The organism is Singulisphaera chitinilytica, from assembly GCF_049331405.1.
Classification (GTDB): Bacteria; Planctomycetota; Planctomycetia; order Isosphaerales; family Isosphaeraceae; genus PoT.
In genome coordinates, this window is record NZ_CP186274.1 from 8,587,026 (window position 1) to 8,605,944 (window position 18,919).

At 62.4% G+C, this 18,919-nt stretch carries 17 protein-coding genes, 1 tRNA gene and 1 pseudogene; 10 read left to right on the forward strand and 9 right to left on the reverse strand.

From position 1 onward, the window contains the following. Positions 1-2 precede the first annotated feature (2 nt). The 6 genes from ACOYYX_RS33565 to ACOYYX_RS33590 all read left to right on the forward strand — a co-directional run bounded on the left by ACOYYX_RS33565 (position 3) and on the right by ACOYYX_RS33590 (position 5,736). Complete coding sequence (locus ACOYYX_RS33565) at positions 3-2,285, forward strand: hypothetical protein (protein WP_422927019.1); 2,283 nt, start codon at positions 3-5, stop codon at positions 2,283-2,285. Between the two features lie 240 nt (positions 2,286-2,525). After that, a complete protein-coding gene (locus tag ACOYYX_RS33570) occupies positions 2,526-2,819 on the forward strand; it encodes a DUF1580 domain-containing protein (RefSeq protein WP_422927020.1) in 294 nt (97 codons plus the stop codon). 26 nt (positions 2,820-2,845) lie between these two features. Next, a complete protein-coding gene (locus ACOYYX_RS33575) occupies positions 2,846-3,556 on the forward strand; it encodes a hypothetical protein (RefSeq protein ID WP_422927021.1) in 711 nt (236 codons plus the stop codon). Between the two features lie 243 nt (positions 3,557-3,799). Beyond that, complete coding sequence (locus tag ACOYYX_RS33580; RefSeq protein ID WP_422927022.1) at positions 3,800-4,636, forward strand: hypothetical protein; 837 nt, start codon at positions 3,800-3,802, stop codon at positions 4,634-4,636. A gap of 3 nt (positions 4,637-4,639) precedes the next feature. Further along, positions 4,640-4,948 carry a hypothetical protein gene (locus ACOYYX_RS33585; protein ID WP_422927023.1) on the forward strand — a complete coding sequence of 103 codons (309 nt, stop codon included), beginning with the start codon at positions 4,640-4,642 and terminating at the stop codon, positions 4,946-4,948. Beyond that, entirely contained in the window at positions 4,945-5,736 is a 792-nt protein-coding gene (locus ACOYYX_RS33590; RefSeq protein ID WP_422927024.1) for a hypothetical protein, read from the forward strand. Before ACOYYX_RS33585 ends, ACOYYX_RS33590 begins: the two co-directional genes overlap by 4 nt. 158 nt (positions 5,737-5,894) lie before the next feature. Here the strand turns inward: ACOYYX_RS33590 and ACOYYX_RS33595 are convergent, their stop codons facing one another. From ACOYYX_RS33595 to ACOYYX_RS33605, 3 genes are all read right to left on the reverse strand, one after another. Continuing rightward, complete coding sequence (locus ACOYYX_RS33595) at positions 5,895-6,839, reverse strand: hypothetical protein (RefSeq protein ID WP_422927025.1); 945 nt, start codon at positions 6,837-6,839, stop codon at positions 5,895-5,897. 467 nt (positions 6,840-7,306) lie between these two features. Then, complete coding sequence (locus ACOYYX_RS33600; protein ID WP_422927026.1) at positions 7,307-7,798, reverse strand: hypothetical protein; 492 nt, start codon at positions 7,796-7,798, stop codon at positions 7,307-7,309. Positions 7,799-8,060: 262 nt separating this feature from the next. Next, positions 8,061-8,555 carry a hypothetical protein gene (locus tag ACOYYX_RS33605; RefSeq protein WP_422927027.1) on the reverse strand — a complete coding sequence of 165 codons (495 nt, stop codon included), beginning with the start codon at positions 8,553-8,555 and terminating at the stop codon, positions 8,061-8,063. 353 nt (positions 8,556-8,908) lie between these two features. Here ACOYYX_RS33605 and ACOYYX_RS33610 point away from each other — a divergent pair. Together ACOYYX_RS33610 and ACOYYX_RS33615 are read left to right on the forward strand one after the other, a co-directional pair. Next, positions 8,909-10,032: pseudogene (locus ACOYYX_RS33610) on the forward strand (IS3 family transposase). Between the two features lie 696 nt (positions 10,033-10,728). Next, positions 10,729-11,040 (forward strand): thermonuclease family protein, encoded by a 312-nt coding sequence (locus ACOYYX_RS33615; protein WP_422927028.1) that lies wholly within the window; start codon positions 10,729-10,731, stop codon positions 11,038-11,040. A 71-nt stretch (positions 11,041-11,111) separates the two neighbouring features. Here the strand turns inward: ACOYYX_RS33615 and ACOYYX_RS33620 are convergent, their stop codons facing one another. Next, positions 11,112-11,633: a hypothetical protein gene (locus ACOYYX_RS33620; RefSeq protein ID WP_422927029.1), complete on the reverse strand. Its 522-nt coding sequence runs from the start codon at positions 11,631-11,633 to the stop codon at positions 11,112-11,114. 234 nt (positions 11,634-11,867) lie between these two features. Here ACOYYX_RS33620 and ACOYYX_RS33625 point away from each other — a divergent pair, with 234 nt between their 5' ends. Both ACOYYX_RS33625 and ACOYYX_RS33630 read left to right on the forward strand, forming a co-directional pair. Next, complete coding sequence (locus ACOYYX_RS33625; protein WP_422927030.1) at positions 11,868-12,101, forward strand: hypothetical protein; 234 nt, start codon at positions 11,868-11,870, stop codon at positions 12,099-12,101. Between the two features lie 457 nt (positions 12,102-12,558). Then, a complete protein-coding gene (locus ACOYYX_RS33630) occupies positions 12,559-13,455 on the forward strand; it encodes a hypothetical protein (RefSeq protein WP_422927031.1) in 897 nt (298 codons plus the stop codon). A gap of 638 nt (positions 13,456-14,093) precedes the next feature. Here the strand turns inward: ACOYYX_RS33630 and ACOYYX_RS33635 are convergent. The 5 genes from ACOYYX_RS33635 to ACOYYX_RS33655 all read right to left on the reverse strand — a co-directional run bounded on the left by ACOYYX_RS33635 (position 14,094) and on the right by ACOYYX_RS33655 (position 18,852). Beyond that, positions 14,094-15,554, reverse strand: coding sequence for a DNA primase family protein (locus tag ACOYYX_RS33635; RefSeq protein WP_422927032.1), 1,461 nt, complete (start codon positions 15,552-15,554; stop codon positions 14,094-14,096). Positions 15,555-15,678: 124 nt separating this feature from the next. Next, positions 15,679-16,785 carry a ParB N-terminal domain-containing protein gene (locus ACOYYX_RS33640; RefSeq protein ID WP_422927033.1) on the reverse strand — a complete coding sequence of 369 codons (1,107 nt, stop codon included), beginning with the start codon at positions 16,783-16,785 and terminating at the stop codon, positions 15,679-15,681. Between the two features lie 136 nt (positions 16,786-16,921). Further along, positions 16,922-17,167, reverse strand: coding sequence for a DUF1580 domain-containing protein (locus ACOYYX_RS33645; protein WP_422927034.1), 246 nt, complete (start codon positions 17,165-17,167; stop codon positions 16,922-16,924). Between the two features lie 346 nt (positions 17,168-17,513). Then, a complete protein-coding gene (locus ACOYYX_RS33650) occupies positions 17,514-18,671 on the reverse strand; it encodes a tyrosine-type recombinase/integrase (RefSeq protein WP_422927035.1) in 1,158 nt (385 codons plus the stop codon). A gap of 108 nt (positions 18,672-18,779) precedes the next feature. Beyond that, a tRNA-Val gene (locus tag ACOYYX_RS33655) sits at positions 18,780-18,852 on the reverse strand. Positions 18,853-18,919: the final 67 nt, after the last annotated feature.

Genomic DNA, 18,919 nt, shown 5'->3' on the forward strand with positions numbered 1-18,919 from the left:
ACATGGATAGCGAGCTGACGATCCACCTCAATCTGGACCGCCGGAAGTTCGATCAGAACTCCCAGCAGGCCCACGGTGCCGAGCGGAAGCGGATCGCCGACCTGATCTCGTCGACCGAGCTGGCCGAGCGGGTCAAATCCGCCCTCATCGAGCGTGAGAACCAGCGGCGAGTGCAGGCCGGAGTTGCGGCGGCCGAGGCCGAGAGGGGGATCAGGTCCAAGGCCCTCAACTACGCCCAGATCGTCGAGGCCGCCAAGTCCAAGCTGATCGAGGAGCAGAACGCCCGCCGCGTCGCCGCCATGACGCAGGCGATGATGACCGAGGATCAACGCGTCGCCAGGAGCCTGAACGAGCGGCAGGTCGTCGAGGCGGCGAAGTCCAAGATCGTCCTCCAGGAGAACCAGCGACGAATCGAGGCGGCGACGCGTGCCATGCAGTCCGAGGAGGACCGCATCGGCCGAGTCCTCACGGATACGCAGGTCGCCGAGCGGGCCAAGGCCGCCCTCGTCGAGAGATCGAACCGGCAGAGGGTCGACGCCGCCACCCGGGCCGGGATGAGCGAGGAGCAACTCCTGGCAAAGGTCCTGACCAAGGAGGAGGCGATCCTGGCCGCACGGAACAATCTGATCCAGAAGGCGAATCAGAAGCGGGTCGACGCGGAGACGAAGGCCCTCGAAGGGTCTCAGGCCGGGTGGAGGTCCCTGGGGGACACCGTCAGCAACTTCGGGCAGTCGCTCGCCGGCCTGGCCGCCGGGGTGGCGACCCTCGGCAGCCTGGCCAACGCGGCCAAGGAGGTCTCGGGGGCCATCGAGCAGGCGGTCAAGCACGCCGAGGCCCAGGTCGACCAGCTCGCCAGGACGAAGGACATGGTCAGGGAGCTCGCGTTGATCCGCGGCGCGGCGGAAGGCCCGTCGGATGCCGAGGTGTCGAAGTTCATGGCCGTCCGCACCGCCTCGGGCCTGAGCGACCAGGACGCCAAGGACGTCACCCTCGAGTTCGAGGGGGCGGCGGCGGCGACCAAGGGCATCAACATATCCGACCGGGAGTATGAACGCTTCAAGCCGATGATCGCGCGGTACGCCGCTGCGGCGGGCGGCGGCCCGGGTGCGGCAGGGACCTACGGCAAGCTGTCGGGCATCCTCGCGGGCGTCGGCAAATACAACAAGGCCGAGGACCTGCTGGCCCAGACCACGCAGTTCAACCGCATCCTCTCGGCCGGCGTCGGCGAGAACCCCGTCCTCGTGCAGCAGGCGGCCCAGGTCGCCGGCGGCTTCATCGCCGAGAACGGCAAGGGCATCGTCAAGGATCCGAACGAGCTGGCGGCGATCACGGCGACGGCGAGCCGCATCTCGCCGACACGCTCGGCCGAGGTGCTCAAGTCGACGACCCGCGTCCTGCGTGGCTTCTCCGAGAAATGGGGCCCCATGTTGAAGGAGGCCGGGATCGACGAGCACGACACGTGGACCCAATCGGCCGGCAAGCTGTTCGGCAAGATGGAGCAGGCCGAGGCCGGCGGCCGCACGGTGGATACCTGGCTCTCGGAGCAGGGGGTCGACGCCCACGGTGCCGAGGGCCTCATGAGCATGTACCGTTACCGGGGCATGATGGGCAAGCTCATGCAGGACGAGTCGACGCCGATGACCGGCACGGAGGCCATCTCCCAGCTCGACCGGAAGTACGCGACGGACGTGTCGCTCCGCACGAAGGTCCAGCAGGCCAAGCTGGACGAGGCGAAGATCCGGTCTGCCATGCCCCTTCAGTATGACAAGGAGCTCGATCTCCAGGCCCAGACGCGGCTCCAGAAGCGAGGCGAGGGCGAGGACGCTCCGGGTGCTGCGGCCGGAGACTGGTGGACCGGGACCCTGGCGACCGGCGGCGGCCTGTTCCTCCCGAGCGGCGTCAGTTCCGCCCAGCAGGGCCGACGCATCCGGATCGAGCAGGAGAAGCGTGCCATCCTCCAGGAGAAGGGCATGAGCCTGCCCGGCCGCCCCGAGGACACGTCGCTCCTGGGCGGGTATGGCATGGGCTATCTGAGCTGGATCAACAGCGGCAACGCGACCGCCGACTACTCGGCGGCGGGTGCCGAGATGGAGTTGAGAGACAGGACCGGCACCCCCAGACGGCCCAACGCCCCCGCCACGCAGCCTGCCGGTGGGGAGAGAATGCGGCGGGCCAGGTGGTCGACGAGCTACGCCGGGTCCGCGAGGCGATCGAGAAGGGGAATCAGGACCGGGTCAAGCAGCAACAGAAGACGGTGCCCGTCCAGGCCAGGCCGGCGGTCATGAATCGTTAACGCACCCCAGCAATCCGGGAGCAGCTTTCGAAATCCGTATATCGGACGGCGCGATAGAGAGTATCGAACATTGCGATAATATCTCATGTCTCACTGAAATCGGCTTTTACCATGTGGCTAAGTTTGGATTGCATCGGCACCCTGGCTGGGCATCAAATGGACCAAGAGCGCCGATCGGCGCTCTTGCATTGGGAATGTCCGGTGCGTGACCGTTCCACACGGGGAGGTGCCGATGATCGATTTCAAAGAGGAGCAGATGCTCACGGTTGCCGAGGCCGCCGAATGGCTGGCCTCGAGGAACATGAAGATCGGGACCGGGGCCATACGGAGCTGGATCACGAATGGCAACCAGGGGGTGAAGCTGGAGGCCATCAAGCTCGGCGGGGTCGTCTTCACCTCCGTCGAGTCGATCGAGCGGTTCGTGCGTCGGCTCAACGGCGAGGACCCGAAGGTGGTCACGACGAGGAGGAGGGAGAGGGAGAAGAAGGAGGCGTACGAGAAGGCACGCAGGATGTTCGGGGCCTGATCCACGCGGAACTCGGAGTGAGACCGATGATTATCCGCAAAGATGAATGGCCGAACATCGCGACATTATCCGCCGCCAGCGGGATCAAGAGGTCGGAGATCTCGACGCTCATCAAGGCGTTCGGCATCGCCGTCCGCTCCGCGGGCAATCACGTCCTGGTGCCGCCGAGCTCGCTGCCGGCCCTCGTGAGTGTCATGCGGATGTACCCCGGCTGCGACCCCGAATTCGGGATCGCGGATTACCGGCACGGCCGCCCGGCCGGGCCTTCCAGGGTGCCCGAGATGGAACCCAAAACCGAGCCTGGATCGGTGGAGGATGGACTCGCCGGGCTGAATCTCGACGTGTGCCCCACCATCAACATGCTCGCCGAGGCCTCGGGCATCAAGCGATGGAAGGTCTCCACGCTCATCGAGGAGCATGGGATAGCGACCAGGAAGTCGGGCAATCATGTCATCGTCCTCCCCGAGGGGCTAGCGAGGCTGATCGCGATCATCGGACGATTCCCCGGCTGCAAGCCGGACTTCCTCCGATCGCTCGGGGTCGATGCGAGCCCGCCGCTTCAAGGTGGGCCGGGATTGCCGGAAACCCGGGATGAGCCCGTATCCAGGGCACAGCCGGAAGCCGTGGTGGTCTTCCGGGTCGGCAAGAACGGAAAGCTCCGCCGGGCGGATAAGGAGAAGGGGATGAACTGCGGCGCTCTGCCTGCACGGGCGAGGCCCGACGAAGGTTTGCCATGAGCGACGGATCGAACGGGCGCGGCAGGGATTGGCATGCCGAGGGTGACGAATGACACGCGGTGAAAGTGTACAGACTGCACACCCAAAAAAGAGGCGAGGAGGACACGAATGGTGCCCCGAAAGGGGGCGGGCCCCGGCCTCGCTGAGATTGAACAAAGCGTTTGGATTTTCAAGCTGAAACAAAGAGCTTAACCCGCGATCCGTTCATCACTTGGATCGACCCCACTGGCCCGGAGAGTTCGGATGCACGTCATGGCGGCGAAGGTCGAGCCTGCGGTGAGCGTCGAGGCCTTGCTCGACGTGCTGGCCAATTTGCCAGTGACCTGCCCTAGGACGACTCTGGCGGGCTGCCTGCCGCTCTCCTGGGATGCCCTGGATGACCTCCTCGCCGGTGCCGAGGCCGAGGGCCTGATCGACGTCTGGGACGAAGCTCCTGGCCAGCTGGCGATCGTGCTGACGCCCCTCGCGGCCGAGCGGCTCGGCGTCGAGATCGTCGAGGCGGAGGACGGGGAGCGGTGGCTGCCGATCGGGGCACCGCCCCCGCCTCGGTTGAAGGTGTGGCCGGGCCGCGAGATCTCCGAGACCGGCATGCAGGACGACCCCGAACTGCCGTCGTTCTTCGAGACGGAGGCGGACCCCGAAGCGCACGAGCCGTATCTCGAACTCATCGCCTACGAGTCGGCCGAGCGGATCGCCTCGGAGCTTGAGCCGCCGAAGCCGGAGCCAGCATACGGCGGTCCCTGGCGATACTTCGACTCCAGCCTCGGCTCTGTCCCGTGGCCTCGCATCATCCTCGGGCTGGCGATGCAGTGGCCCGTTGTTCGGGCCGAGGGCGAGCCGTGCCCGTGCTGCCGGGGCCGCAAGCTCGAGCTCGTGGCGTTCTGCCTCGTGTGCGAGAGATCCGGCGTCGACCGGTTCTTGCCCAAGGTCCTGGCGAACCAGCTGCCGAAGTCGATGGCGAGCGAGGCGACGAAGGAGGTCGAGGGGCGTATCCCCGTGGCCTGCAAGGACGACCCCGGATACGTCGAGCGTGACGGGATGAAGGTGCCCGAGAGGTTCGCCAGGATGATGAAGGGATGATCGATGAAGTCGACCCGACTGCGAAAGCCGGATGCCTTACTCGACCGGGACGTCGCGATGCTCTGCGACCAGCTACGCGGCGTCCGGTCGAGCGACATCGCACGGAAGTTCGGCATCAGCAAGCAGCTCGTCTGCCGCCGGCTCAAGAGGATGCCCTCGGGAGTCAGGGCCTACGCCCGCAGGCGGATGGCTCACTGGACGATCAACGATATCTTCGTGGGCATGCATGCCGACGACCGCAAGGCGATCCGGCGGATCATGAAGGCCGCCGAGAAGGCACCCGTCCCGGGCGACGGCGAGGAGGCCCGATGATCCGCGATATCGGCGACCTCGTCATCCTGGCGGTCACGCCGGCCCTGGCCTTGGCGTACGCCGCCTGGGTGCCCCTGCGGCGACGCCGGCTGCGATCGCTCCTCGGGGACCTCGGGTCCGCCCTCGACGCCGAGGCGAGGGCCCTGGGCCTGCGTGATGCACCTCGGGTCATCGAGGCCGCCGCATACCTCCGCTCGGCGAGTGATCGCTCGGGGGACGTGGGTTTGACGCTGGTGGGTTGCAGCATGGCTGAGGTCCTCGGGAGGAAGGCCAGGCACCTGGCCAACGGGCAGGCCGAGGACCTGGCCATGCGGTACACGAATCGTGCCGCCGAGGTGCTCCTCGACTATGCGTTGTTCGACACGCTGCGAGGGCTAGCCTTCGTGCTCATGGCGAGGACGCTGCCCGGCCCGGTGAAGGCGGAACTGCGACGCATCGCGGTCGATGGTCTGGCCCGGTTCCGATGGCCGAGCGGCGAGGGATCGATCTGGGTTCAGATGGAGGAGGGGTCAGCGTTGAGGGACAACCAGAGAAGGGCATTGGTGCAGCGGCTCGACCGCTGGATCGGTGAGCATCGGGACCGGATCGACAGGCATGTCGTCGAGGATGACGGCGAGGTCATGACGCTCAAGGTAGTCCAGGAGGCCGAGCGGTTCGATCCGGACCTAAACCTGGCTGCGGCGACGCTCGATCTCGAGGTCGCACACTCGGTCGAGTTCAGCGGCGTCATGCTCGATGTCGTGGTCGTCGTGCCGGGTGCCGGCGTCGAGGCCACATCGGAGGTCTGACCGTGGACGCCTCGACCAGGCTGCGAGTCGTGTTCTACCGGGAGTCGGGCCGGTGGCTGGCACACTGCCTCGAGACCGACCTCATCGGCGACGGCCCGACGAGGGACGATGCCCTCGGGCAACTGCGTCTGGCCACGCAGGTCCATTGTGCAGCCTTATTATTGGCCAGCATCAAGCCCGGCATTCTTTTCCCTACGTTGCTTCATAATTCTAGGCAGATCCATGATTGATACTACTTTGAGAATCTCGCGTTCACCTTCGATTTCAGTAATCAGATGCTTGTCGTTATCATGAAGCACCGAATATGTGCGTTTGTAAATTGTATTTCTCACACACCATCCGAAACTTGTAAGCTTGTAAGTCAGGGAACCTGACGAAAGTTCATCTACAAACTTGCCATGAATCATTTCCTCGGTAAGTATGATCGGTGACGACTGGATAAGGCCGAGGTCAAGCAGGCGACTCATCGTTTGATACGAAATATTGGATTTGCTTTCTAGAAGTTGCTCCTTCGACAGTCGAAACGGACCCTTAGCGGCAGACATCTCGTAGAGCATCGAAAGCGTCTTATCGTCCAGCCGGCTCATGACTGACTCGACCGACAGCGATCTGCTCTGTTCAATCGAGTGCATCGCATTTCTTAATGCTTCAGAAACCGAAGCTTTTGCCTCGTCGACCTTGTTGTCGGGGTCGTAGGAATTGACTCGGATATTGACCACATCGAAGGGCAATTCTTCATCGTCTGACCGGAAGAGTACAACCTCTTCTGGGAGGCGAACGGCCTGGGCAACTCCGACCTCGTACATGACGTTGCCGTTTCGCACCACGTAGGAGTTCTTGCCGCCGGTGTCCAGGCTTCCCATTGCGGATATGTCGGCAAAGATGAGCCTGTGCGAGCTGATCGACTTCGTGATGTCGGTCAGGATAGAGTCATTGACCTTACCCTTGTCCACTCTGTATGGCTCGAGGCCTATCTCGCGGATGGCGGGCTCGATCACGTGTTTCCACCTGGCGTCAAATCTAGGATGGAAGCACATCGCCACGAAGACCTTGTCTTCACGAGGGAACGGGGGAAACAGGTTGAAGAGATGGGCCGGGTACATGGGAAGACTCGTGAGACCTCTGGTTTCGGTTGATTGGAAGCTATTCGCCAAGCCACTGGAGATATTTGAGGCCAAGAGCGCCGAACGGCGCTCTTGGTTTTAGACCAACCTACTCCGAGGTTGTCATGCCGAGCTCATCGCACCTGCAACCATACAGGGCGGCGAGGCGGCCATCGGGAAGGGTGCAGAAACTGGCGAACCCGGAGAACCCTTCGTTCTCGTCTCGCCCGGGAAGGCTACCTATGTCGAAGAAAGCCGGCCAAGATTTCGGGCTATCGTTCAAGTGCTGGGAAGCCGGCGATTCGACGATAGTACCGTCGGTAAGGACGACGGGTCTTAACGGTCTACGTCTACGGTAGGGAACGGCCACGATTGCTCGTCCACCTGAAACCAATTCGAGCATCGATCGATCTCCTCGCGTGAATGCCTCTCAGACGTGGTTGAGAACCGCCGAGCGAGCGTTACGGTTACTCGGCGGGTTTCGCATTTCGAGAGGCTCTCACGGGGCTCGCACCAGCCTTCACGGCGGCTGCCTCGGGCATCATCGCGTCGAGGATATCGCGGACGGTATCTGCCGTCTTGGCGGCCTTGGCCGTCAGTTCGAGTGCCTGATCAACGATCCTCTCGAGGAGCTCGGGCAGTTTGGTGAAAGCCTTGAGTTTCATCTCTCGCGAGCATGAAGACCAAGGTGTCTCCTCTACGGCAAGTAGCTTCCTCGCGTCCGTGTTCGAGTTCGGATCGATATCGCGGACTGTTTGCTCTGTGACGTAGATGCGGTACTTGCCACCGATGCGGCCATAGTCGAGGTATGAGCGGCGGTAGATGTTCCATGCGTCCGGATCATCCTCGTCTTCGGACGATTCGCCCGAGGCGAGTTGAATCGACTCAATCCAATTGGTGCTCGCGGTGATGCCGAGGCTCAACTCTTCTCCGAGGAATCTCTCGACGAGGGCGACCACCCTGTTGGCCTCCTCCGTGGCCTCGTTCAACTGAGGTGTGACGGCACGGAGCTTCGCCAACTTCGCTCGAAGTTCACTGGTCATCGGATTGTTCTCCAGGACCGACAGGTCCGATTGTTCGCGACCCCGACGGGGGCCGACTTCCGCAAGGTAAGGATGCTCGGTCCTACCGAATCACATCACTTACCCATCCACATGTTACACCGATGGCACTGAGAGTCAAGGAATGAACGGACAACTCCTCCGCCAGTCGACTTATCCCTCAGAAGCACGTCTTTCCATGAACATCGCAAATATCATAGCCGTTTGACAGGTCGCGGTAGACGCCGGGCAGGGGGAGGGTCGCGGCACTCCTGAGCACGAAACGCCCATGTCGGGCGTTAACCTCCCGCTTGAGCTTGGCCAGGGCCTCGGCCCTGGTATCGTGCGGGATGAACAGGCCGAGCTGGCTCGAGGCCCTCGGGACCAGTCCCTCGGCGATGAGGTGCATCCGGTTGGCCGTCCCCCGGGGGAGCCAGGCCTGTCGTAGGCAGGGCCGGAGCGTATCGAGCAGGATGTCGAACCGGTCGGTCGGGGCCTCGAGCGTGGCATGCCCCTCGCCGGCCTGGCCGTCGCGGTAGCCCACCCAGACCGAGACCCGGCCGGTGCAGACCTCGTAATACTCGAGTCCCTCGACCAGCCGCTCGATGTTCCGCACGAGCCAGGCATAGATCACCATGAGGAGCGACGACTCGCCGCATGAGTCTGAACGCCCCATCGGTTCCATACCTATGAAGCTGGAACCTCACTCGGTGCGATGGGGAATAACCTGGCAAACACCCGATCATCTTCCGCGACCGAAGGGTCCACGACCATTTCGGCGACATGGCCCCCTCGCCTATGCCCAAAGGTGACGTGTTCCAGGCGTAGATAGCAATCTTTGTAGTCGGCCCCAATGTCTATGAGCCAATTCCCAATCCGCAACATGGTAGAGTGGTCGGAATCGGGGAAAGCGACGAGCACGTAGGCGAACAGGAAGTACCGGAACCTCGCCAGGACGGCCGCCTATGGTGGACCCCGAAAACTGGACCATCTGTTAAGCTACTCAGACGGGTCTGAGGAGGAGGACGGATGGCGAGGAAGCGGCAAGTCCACACGGCGGCGTTCAAGGCTCAAGTCGCCCTGGCGGCCCTCAAGGGAGACCGCACGATCAACGAGTTGGCCGGCCACTATGGCGTCCATCCCACATCGATCCATGGCTGGAAGAAGCAGCTCATCAGCAGTGCCGAGGAGGTCTTCGGGAGTCCGGCCAAGGCGGCCTCGGCTGACGCCGAGGCACGCCAGGCCGAACTCTTCTGAACAGATCGGGCGCCTCAAGATGGAACTCGAGTGGCTTAAAAAAGTCGCCCCATTCAGTTGAGGACCGAAGGCCCTTGATCGAGCCGGATCATCCCCGGTTGAGCGTGCGCCGCCAGTGCGAGTTGCTGGGGCTGAGCCGATCGAGCCTCTACTACCGACCTGCGGGTGAGTCGCCCGAGGACCTGCGCCTGATGCGGTTGATCGACGAGCAATATACGGCATGCCCGTTCTACGGCAGCCGCAAGATGACCGCCTGGCTGGAACAACGAGGTGAGGAGGTCAATCGGAAGCGAGTACAGCGCCTGATGCGGAAGATGGGCCTGGAAGCGATCTATGCCAAGCCCAGGCTGAGTCAGGCCGGGAGAGGCCATAAGATCTACCCTTATCTCTTGCGAGGTGTCAAAGCCCGGCGAGCGGACCACGTGTGGAGCACGGACATCACTTATGTGCCGATGAGTGGAGGGTTCATGTACCTGGCGGCGGTGATCGACTGGTACAGCCGGTACGTGATCGGCTGGCGGCTGTCGAACACGCTGGACGGCTCCTTCTGCCTGGAGATGTTGGAAGATGCCTTGAGGTCGGGGAAGCCCGAGGTGTTCAACACGGACCAAGGGGTCCAGTTCACGGCCGAGGCGTTCACCGGGAGGCTTGAGGCGGCCGGGATAGCCGTGAGCATGGATGGACGCGGCAGGGCATTGGATAACGTGTTCGTCGAACGGCTCTGGAGGACCGTGAAATACGAAGATATTTACATCCAAGGCTACGAGACGGTGCCGGAGCTGCAGCGAGGGTTGAGGCGATACTTCGGCTTCTATAACGAGGATCGGCTCCACGAATCCCTGGGGTACCGGACTCCAGGGACGGTCTACCGAGCGGACAGAGCCACGACGGCCTGATTGGACAGTAGCGAAGGATCGCCGTTTTTTGGTCTAGACAATGGGGTCCACCTCAGCCTGAGGGTGGCCGTGTTCGTTCAACCAGTCTCTCAAGGGGCCGATCGCCGCACGGTCATCCTGAGCGGCCATAAGCAAAGCGCGCAGTTCCGGAGGGATGGGTTCATTTGGCGTGAAACAAGATCCATCCCCACCATCATCATGCCGGAAACTGCTCCACGAACGATTGCCTCCTGTAACTCCCGGCCGGTCGCTTTCTACGCGGATCCCATCCACTTCGTGCATGACCGAGGCGAAGCCTGAGAGATGGAAGTCGGGGCCTCGTGAATTTGGATCCCATCCGGAATGCAACGCAGACCGGATGATCCCCTCGATGTGGCGGGGCGCGATGGATGATACCCCGAGGGGAAGAAAGATTTCTTCGGCGCGTTCCTCTGCGAGGAGACGGGGACTTCCACCGACGAGCGAGAAGACCACGATGCGCAGTATTGAACTCTGAGTGACTGCATCGTTCGTCCATTCGATGCGCCATCTCAGGTGGTGGTTGCCCACTACTATCGGTCGTGTCCGTCTTCTTTTTATCGCGCGAGCCACGACTTTCCCTTCCGTTGCCACATTGACCCGCCTTGGTAGCGACCCTGACAAGTCGTGACAAAAACAATCCTACAGCCCGATGTTCGGTCGCTCAACTTGGAGCTCGTGCGTGGCGGATGGGCCTGGTGGTATGACGCATACGCGAAGTTCGACGGCGAACTCAAACGACTCGAGGACGAGGCCAGGGCCGCCAGGAGAGGGCTCTGGGCGGACAAGGCTCCGACGCCGCCCTGGGACTGGCGGAAGGGCGGGGCGGCCGTCCAGGCGGCCGGGTTCATCGGCAACAGCAGGAGCCGCCTCTATCACGCCGCCAACTGCAACGCGGCGGCGAAGATGACGGCGAGTCATCGCGTGGCGCTCAAGAGGGACGCCGAGGCCGAGCAGGCGGGATACCGCAAGGCGAAGGATTGCCACTAAGCCGAGTCCCCCAAAGGGTCCGCCTAGGGCAAGAGCGCCGATCGGCGCTCTTGGGTTCCCAGGGTCTTGGCTCAACCATCCTTGAAGTGCTTCAGGATGACCCGCCCCGCCAGCTCGACCACCTTCTCGGCGATGTCATCGTCCAGTTCGTAGAACGGGCGGTCCTTGCTGACGTGCTTCGCCTTCTCGAGGTCGGTGGTGTTCTGATCGGCCTTCGAGAGCGGGACGCCGCTCGCCGCCTTCGCGGGCGGCTGGCCCGTGCCGTACCGCATCTCGATGGAATTGGCAGAGATGATCGGCCGGCCCCTCAGCGATTCCTGGCTCAGGAGCTGCCCGGTACGCACCAGCGGGGCATGGGGATCGACCTTGTAGCGTCTGGCCTTGTACGCGGCATAGGCGGGGGAGTTCGCCTTCAGGGCGGTGCCGTCGGCCTGCTGCTTGCGGTCCAGGGTGCGATCGGCGATCTCGGTCACCACAAGGTCGACGATGTCCCTGGCGAGGGACTGGTTCTCGCCGGGCATCGTGAACGAGACGCTATCCACGAGGGCCTTGATCTTCGCCTCGATCTCGTCGATGTTCGATGAGCCCGACATCCCACCGCCTCCGCTCGCGAGGCCTGGCCTTCGCCACGTCGGCGAGTCGGTAGCTTCGCTCATACCATCATACGGTGGACGTCGGATTTCGGCCCGAGGAATCAGGCCGCGATCGGCCTGGCCGAGGCCGCCAGCCCGGCCGGCCCCGCTCGGGGCGTCAGGCTGGTATGATAATCGCAATCGTCCCGACGAGTGCCGTGTCAACTCGATGCCCTCTTGGCAAAGGAGTGGCGATTGGACCACGACGAGCGATACGAGACCGTCATGGGTAGCGACGTCGCCCGCGACGGCATGTACCTGGAGCTGTGGGATCGAAAGCCGCCGGGGAAATTGGCTCTCTGGGCGTTCTACTCGGATGCCGATGGCTCGTTCGAGTTCGAGCGTTACTTGGATGACGTCCCGCCCGAGGTCGAGGAGTGGTTCCACCGGGAGGCGAGGCGGCGATTGCCGCCGATGCCGGATGCCTGATCTCGCGGAGAGTACCGTATTCCGATCAGCAGAAGAGGATCGTCATATCGACGTGAGCAAGACCGCCAATCGACGCTCTTGCTCTGGTGGTCGAGCCTGGCCCAGGACCGACACGCTGAAACGACGGTTAGAGTGCACTAAGGCGTCGGGTTCCCGCACCGAAACCGACCACATCGCCACGCGGAAACCTCGTCGCCCGAAGCGGTCGCCTGCCTCTGTGCGAAGGTCGAACTGGGGTTTTGTCGCCCCGAGAAAAGGCATCTCGACGCGACATATCCTCGGGCAAACCTCTTTTTGCGGTACCTATAAAAAGGGCCCTGGCTGCCGAATGACCTCGCTGGTTAGCTCGCTGGCGATTGCTCTACCCGGAAAGCCTTCATAGTATCTGAGCGTCACTCCCTCGAGGACGAAGCCTATGAATGGTCAGGATGTGTCGAAACACAGAGGATGGAAATCAATGCGTCTGGATCAGAACCCCAGGCTCGTCGTGCGACCTATGACATTCTGGATCGCTGCCCTGCTGTTCTCGTCTGGCCTCTCCAACTTGTCGAGGGCTGACGGCCTCGTATTTCGGTTGCCGACGGATGGCACGGAGGTAGTGTTCCGAGAGGAAATTGAGTTCCAAGTGAAGTCGCAACTACTTGAGGATGGGCGACCGTCAACCAAGGTCGATCTTCCGGAGCAGAAAGGTAAGCAAGCGGGGCTGATCACCATCGGCAGCGTCGGGCGGGCATCACGGGCCGGGCAGGAATGTCGCTGGATTGAACTACGGCGGGCCACGGGGACGGGGAGCGGCCCGGAGCATGTGCTCAAGATGCTGATCCCCGAGGCTTACCTTAAGCAAGGGGAGGACCCGCTGGCTCATGCCATACTCACCTTCTTCAACCCGAAGCCGATCGATGTCGCGAATGGTTTGAAGGAAGAGGGCTTCGATCGTATCCAGTATGAGATCGACAGGTTCCGGCCCGTATTCCCCGAAACACTCCGCGAGATGCGTGAGCTGCCCAAGCGATCGGTAAAGACGGCCGTCGCGACATACGAAGAATGTCGGGTCTTGGCCGGGAAGACTCGATTCGATCGACCGCTCCTCGGCAAGGGCCGATGGACCAATGAGAGCGATTGGGAAATCACCCTGAATCCGGCCGCCCCTTTTGGCGTCGTGCAGATCCTTTGCAGTTCGGAAACCGATGAAATCGGACCCGAGGTTACGAATCACATTCGCGCACGATCAAGTCTGATCTTGGACAGGATTGGGACAGGAGCGAGGAGTATGCTTCCTGCTTCGGGAGGCGATAAAAGGGTGCCGGCAGAAAAGGCAGGATCAACGCCTCGAACTGCGACAGAGCCTCGTTGAGAAGAATCGCGGTAGTTTCGTGCCGAGCCTGGTCCGAGTTTCAAAAGCCCTCGGACGCGGGAAAAATACGCGTGGATGACGAGTTAGTTGATCCAGGTGGCAAAGCGTCACATGACGCTTTGCCACGACGCTTCGGAGACGTGGCTATCGTAATCGAGCGTTGCCTTCTCCTCGCTCCATGTCGTCACCACAATCGCGTGATGACAGATGTAACCCATTGTTAAAACCTCTGATCGTGTACCTGCTTTACTCTTGAGGGGAAAGCCGAGGCTTATCGCCGAGGCGAGGGCCTCCACTCGCTCGCCAGACCATCGACGTGGCCGAAGACGACGTTCCGGGCCTCACACCCCGTCGATCGCTCCTAACGCATTCCAGGGCCATCGGCCGACGCGGGAGAGACGATCTGGTGGAAGAGGGAAGGCCCGAAGAGGGCCAAGCCACCCATCCCGGGAGCAAAGCCGAGTGTAGGGTGTATGGCAGTGCAGGGCTTCCAGTAAACGGCTCTCATGAGAGCAATTGAAATTAGGTTTATGTGAATGCCTGCACTGCCCTGCACTCAAACTCCAATGTCTTGCCCTGCAAAAGGATTGTGTCGAATTTCAGGCTACACCGCGTCTCGCTGCCCCTACACTTGTTCCTCATCCCGTTCGGCCCAATTCTTCGTGGTTCGTTGCGTGAACCGTCGCTAGACCAATCCCAAACCATTTCTGCCCTCTGTTGCTCCTCTTCTGCACGTATTTCTTCTCCAATTCTTCCTTGAAATCATTCGTATCCATTGGCTTATTGACTGGCGGCTTGGCTACTTTGCACCACGACACGTAAGCGTCGTGTAGTGGCTTGGCCATCGAGGTGTACTCGGGACCTACCTGGCCTCTCTCCGCGACGAAACGTTCGAGGTGGTCGGCCTTCGCTTTGTAATCCTGGGTGCTGAGATCCACGCTGGCCGGTGCCTTGGCTTGGGGCGACCACTCAAGGCATGACCGGACTAGCAAAGCTAGGATGCCCTCGGCCTCCTCGCGGAAGAGGCGATTCGTCAGACCATACTCCCTCTCGAATTGGAGTTCGGCCTTCGGGCCATCCGTGAAGTTGCATAGATCGAGGAATTTGGCTTTGAGCTCGAACCGCTCGATTCGCCTCCAGATCGCGTCGTCATTGCCGCTGACGTCGGGCAAGTGGTTCGTGACGAGGAAAACGGTGAACGTCCTCCGGAACGTGCCCCATTTTTCGTACATGTCCCTCCCTTTGACGAAGTCATTCCCCGTCAGGCTCTTCATTAGGCTCTCGGCGAAACGCTTGCCCTTGTCCGTTTCATTGGCGATGACGAGTCGCCGTCCCTTGAGATCGGCAATGTTCGCCGGGTGATCCGGGTTGTTCCTTGACAACAGCAAGTTATGATCGGCCTGGCAGGCATAGGGCCCGAGCAATTTGAGCATCAGGTCAGCGATGACGTTCTTGCCGTTCCTCCCGTCCCCATCGAGGACATAGAGCTTTTGCTCAACGGGGTCGCCGGTGAGAGCATGGCCAAGCACCCGGTTGAGGTAGTCGATGGCCTCGCGGTCCCCGAGGAATATCTCCTCCTCGAACTTGTCGAAGCGAGGGCACTTGGCGTCAGGGTTGTACCTGACCGGGGCTTGCATGGTAAGCAGGTCCTCGGGCCGGTGCGGTCGTAGTTCTCCGGTCCTCAGGTCAACCGTGCCATTGAGGCAGTTCAGCAGCCAGTCGTCGGCGTCGAACTCGTGCGTCTGCACCTCGATCTCATCTTCGAGCCTGGCCTGCGTGACCATCGCCTTGAGCGAATTGGTTGCGAGCGAACGCATTGCCCAATCGACCGTCCTCTTCGTCATGGAGTCGTCTTCGTCGATCGATTGGTGAAGCCATGCCTTGATCGTTTTCTTGGCCAAGGCCTCGATTGCCACAGGCCCCTCCACCCACACCCCTCGCTTGGCATTGTAGCTATGCCACGTACTTCGGGTTCTGTCATAGCGGATGATGTCGCCATAGTCCCTGACGAGCCGCTCGGCATTGCCTGCGTCGGTGAAATTTATTTCATTCAGTGCTTGCGCTTCGGTATTTGTGAAAGATGACCGTTGCTTTCTCATCGATCCCAATCTAGAATCACTCATGTCTGGTGCGATCTCCTCGTGAGCCTCCGAGCCGCCCGCCGCTGACCACGGCGGGCGGTTCCGTTTTGATCATCAGTCGACGCGATCACTTCTGTCTGATTCATGGCAACACATAGCCGCGAGTGCGGCAGCTGTCGCAGCCCTGGCCGTTGCAGAGGTGGCATAGGAGCCAGCTGTGCGGTTGCCCGATGAGCAGGAAGCTCATCAAGCGGAATTGGAACCAACCCTGCGTGACGCCGGTTTTCCTGGCGTCGGTGAGGCCGAGGTGTTTGATCGTGGCGAGGTGCTTCTCGGCCTTGCGGAAGGCCAGTGCGTCGCGGTCGAGGATCTCGCGGCAGCGGGCGGAGAGCTTCCTGCGGACGGGGATCGACTCGAGGAACTTCTCCTCCTCGGAGGGCTCGGCATCCCCCTCGACGACGATGACGGGGGGATGGACCCTCGCTTGGACCTCCGTGCCAAAGCTCCGCAAGGGAGGCTCAGGTGCATCGCCTGGCTGATCCGGGTCGTCGTCCCAGCCCGGCCCGAGTTCCTCGCCCTCGAAGCCGGTCGCTGCACTCTGTGGCGTTCGCTCGGCCTCCGTCCTCGAGTAATCCGGCTCGGGAGTCGATGACGAGACCTCGACTTCGGGCGGTGGGGCAGGTCGGCCGATCTTCGCCGTATTCTGGACGTAGGTCGAGCCATTGCGGCTGACCGTCCGGGGGCCATCCATCTTGCGGATTTCGCAAGATGACTCCAGGTCGCGGCGTACGGTCGAGACCGTCGAGCGGTCGACTCCGCACCGGCGGGCGATCTCGTTGTCGCTCCACTCGACCCATTCGTCGTCTCGCAGGAGAGTCTCGATCGCCCGGCGTTTGTCCCGGTTCGTCCGCCTCAATCCGTGCGACGAATTGGCACCGCACGAGAACAGGACCGCGTCCCTCCGGCTCCCCTCGTGGACGTGGCAGGTGATCGCCTTCGCCCCGGCCCTGCGTGCGGCCTCGGTGCGGTAGAAGCCATCCGCAAGCCAGTAATCCTCGCCGTCCTGGAATACGACGACGGGCGGCAGCTCGATGCCGTCCATGATCGCGTTGGCATATCCCTCCAGGACGTCCTCGTCCAGGCCGCCCACGCGTTGCTGGGTGCCGCCGTCGGTGCGGATTCGCTCGAGCTCCAGGTCGATGAGCTTCGCTCGGCCTAGCGAGGTCGCTCTCGGGATCGCTAGCGTCATCTGGTGGTTCCTCGCGGATGCCCGCTTTCCAAGAGCGCCGATCGGCGCTCTTGGAATTGGAGTCTGTAACCTGGGTACGGATCTTCCACGCAGGGCATGGCCGTCATGCCCGATGGGGCGTCGGCTCGGGGCATGGCTAGACGCTCACGCCCATCGCATCGAGCTCTCGATCGGCGACGGCGAGGGCCTTGAGCCGCTGACTCGTGGATCGCCCTTGCTGTGCCTGTGCTCCGGGTGACTTGGCCCTAGTCCTGGCGGCCGTCAGTTCCTCGAAGAACCTTTGCAGGGCCTCGCGAGATGACCATCGGCTGCCGCCGATTTGGATGGTCTCGAGGACCACGCCGCGACAACCGGACGTGGACCATCTGTAAATCGTCGACACGTTCACCCTCCGGCCCGCCTGGCGGCGTGGGAGGGTGTCCGCGATCTGAGCCATCGTAAGGAGATGTCGATCATATTACCTGTGGATCTCAAAGATGTTCGAGCTTGGTCATCTTCAGGTCTTCCAGGTGCCTAATCAACGCCGTGAGAGCCGCCCTGTTGTATCCTGGATGAGGGCGATCTACTGTTCGGGCTTGCGCTGCGCAAATGTTTACTTTGCCCTATCTGGAATGTACCCAAAGACAGCGGGGCCTGTCATCCGACTATTCGCGATTTCTCGCAGAAATTCCGGCTCGTCTCATTTCGGCATCGCGAATCCCAGGTCGTCCGGGGGCGCGTCCGCGGGCTCATCCCAGACGCTCGATGGCGGCGGCCGCCTTGGCGGCGTCGGCCTCGGCGTAGAGTAGGGTGACGCTGTGCGAGCTGTGCCCCAGGATGGCCCGGGCCACCTCCAGGCCGAATTCGCGGCGGATCGCGGTGGCCGCGTTGTGCCTCAACCTGTTCGGGCCCCAGGTCGGGACCTTGGCCTTGTTGCATGCCCGGTGGATCGCCGAGCAGTATGCGACCCTGGTGTAGTGGTCGCCGAGCTTCCTCGCCTTGCCCGGCGTGCTGCGATCCCGCTGGGATAGCTGGACCGGCGTCTTGCGGTTCGCCCTGGCCTCGGCGAGCCGCTCGCCCTCGGCATCCCTCGTGCTGAAGAGGTACGCAGTCAGATCGGCCTTCAGCCAGGGGCGTAGGATCGCCTGGCCCCGAGGCCCGATCATGATGACTCTGGACCGGTCGTGATGCTCGGTCTTGTGCTCGCGAGGGGTATAACTCCAGACCCTGCCGCCCGTCTCCAGGTCGCACGATCTCATCAGGACGACCTCGCCGGGCCGCATGCCGGTCAGCCGTTGCAACTCGATCATGGCCCAGATTTGCCGGCTCACGTAGGGCCGGACGGCGTCCACGAACGCATCGGGGACCGGCTTGACCGGCTCGCTCTCTCGGGCCTCCGATCGCCCCTTGCGGAGCCCCGAGACCGCCTTGAGGGCGTGGTGCAGGCTGGGGGGCACGAGCTCGTTCTCGACCGCCCACTTGAAGCACCTGACGACGTGGCCGGTCCTGCGGTTGACCTCGGACCTGCACAAGCCCTGGTCGATGAACGCCTGGCGGACGGCCTTGAGGGCGGTCGGCCCGAACTCGCGGGCCTGGCTGTGGCCGTACAGCCGACGGAGCACCTTGAAGGACAGCCGGAGCAATCCGGGCTCCGACGTCGGCCTGCCGTTCTTCACGTAGTAGGCATCGGCGTGCCGGAGGTAGGCGACGATCAGCTCGGCCACCGCCAGATCGTCCGTCGTCGGGAGCCGCCGCCCGTTGGAGAGCCACTCGGCGATCAGGCGATCGTACTCGGCCCGGCTCTCGGGGGAGCCATACCTGCCGAGGTAATGGTCCTTGCCGCTCAGCGTGACCACGGCCTGATTCGTTGGTTTGTGGAGGCGATACGACGGGGTGCGTGCGGACATGGGGCGGCCCTCCTTTCCGGTAGACTACCGGATTCCAGGAGTCGTTCGGGCCGCACCATCCGACCGGGATGGGTACGCAAGTGAAGCGTTCGGCAGGACTTACACCAATGGGCGATGAGGGACTCGAACCCCCGACATCCTGCGTGTAAAGCAGGCGCTCTACCAACTGAGCTAATCGCCCGATTTGAGAGATAGGTCGCGAAAAAGTTATTCTACGAACGTGAAGGCTCGGGTTGAAGACGGTTGTC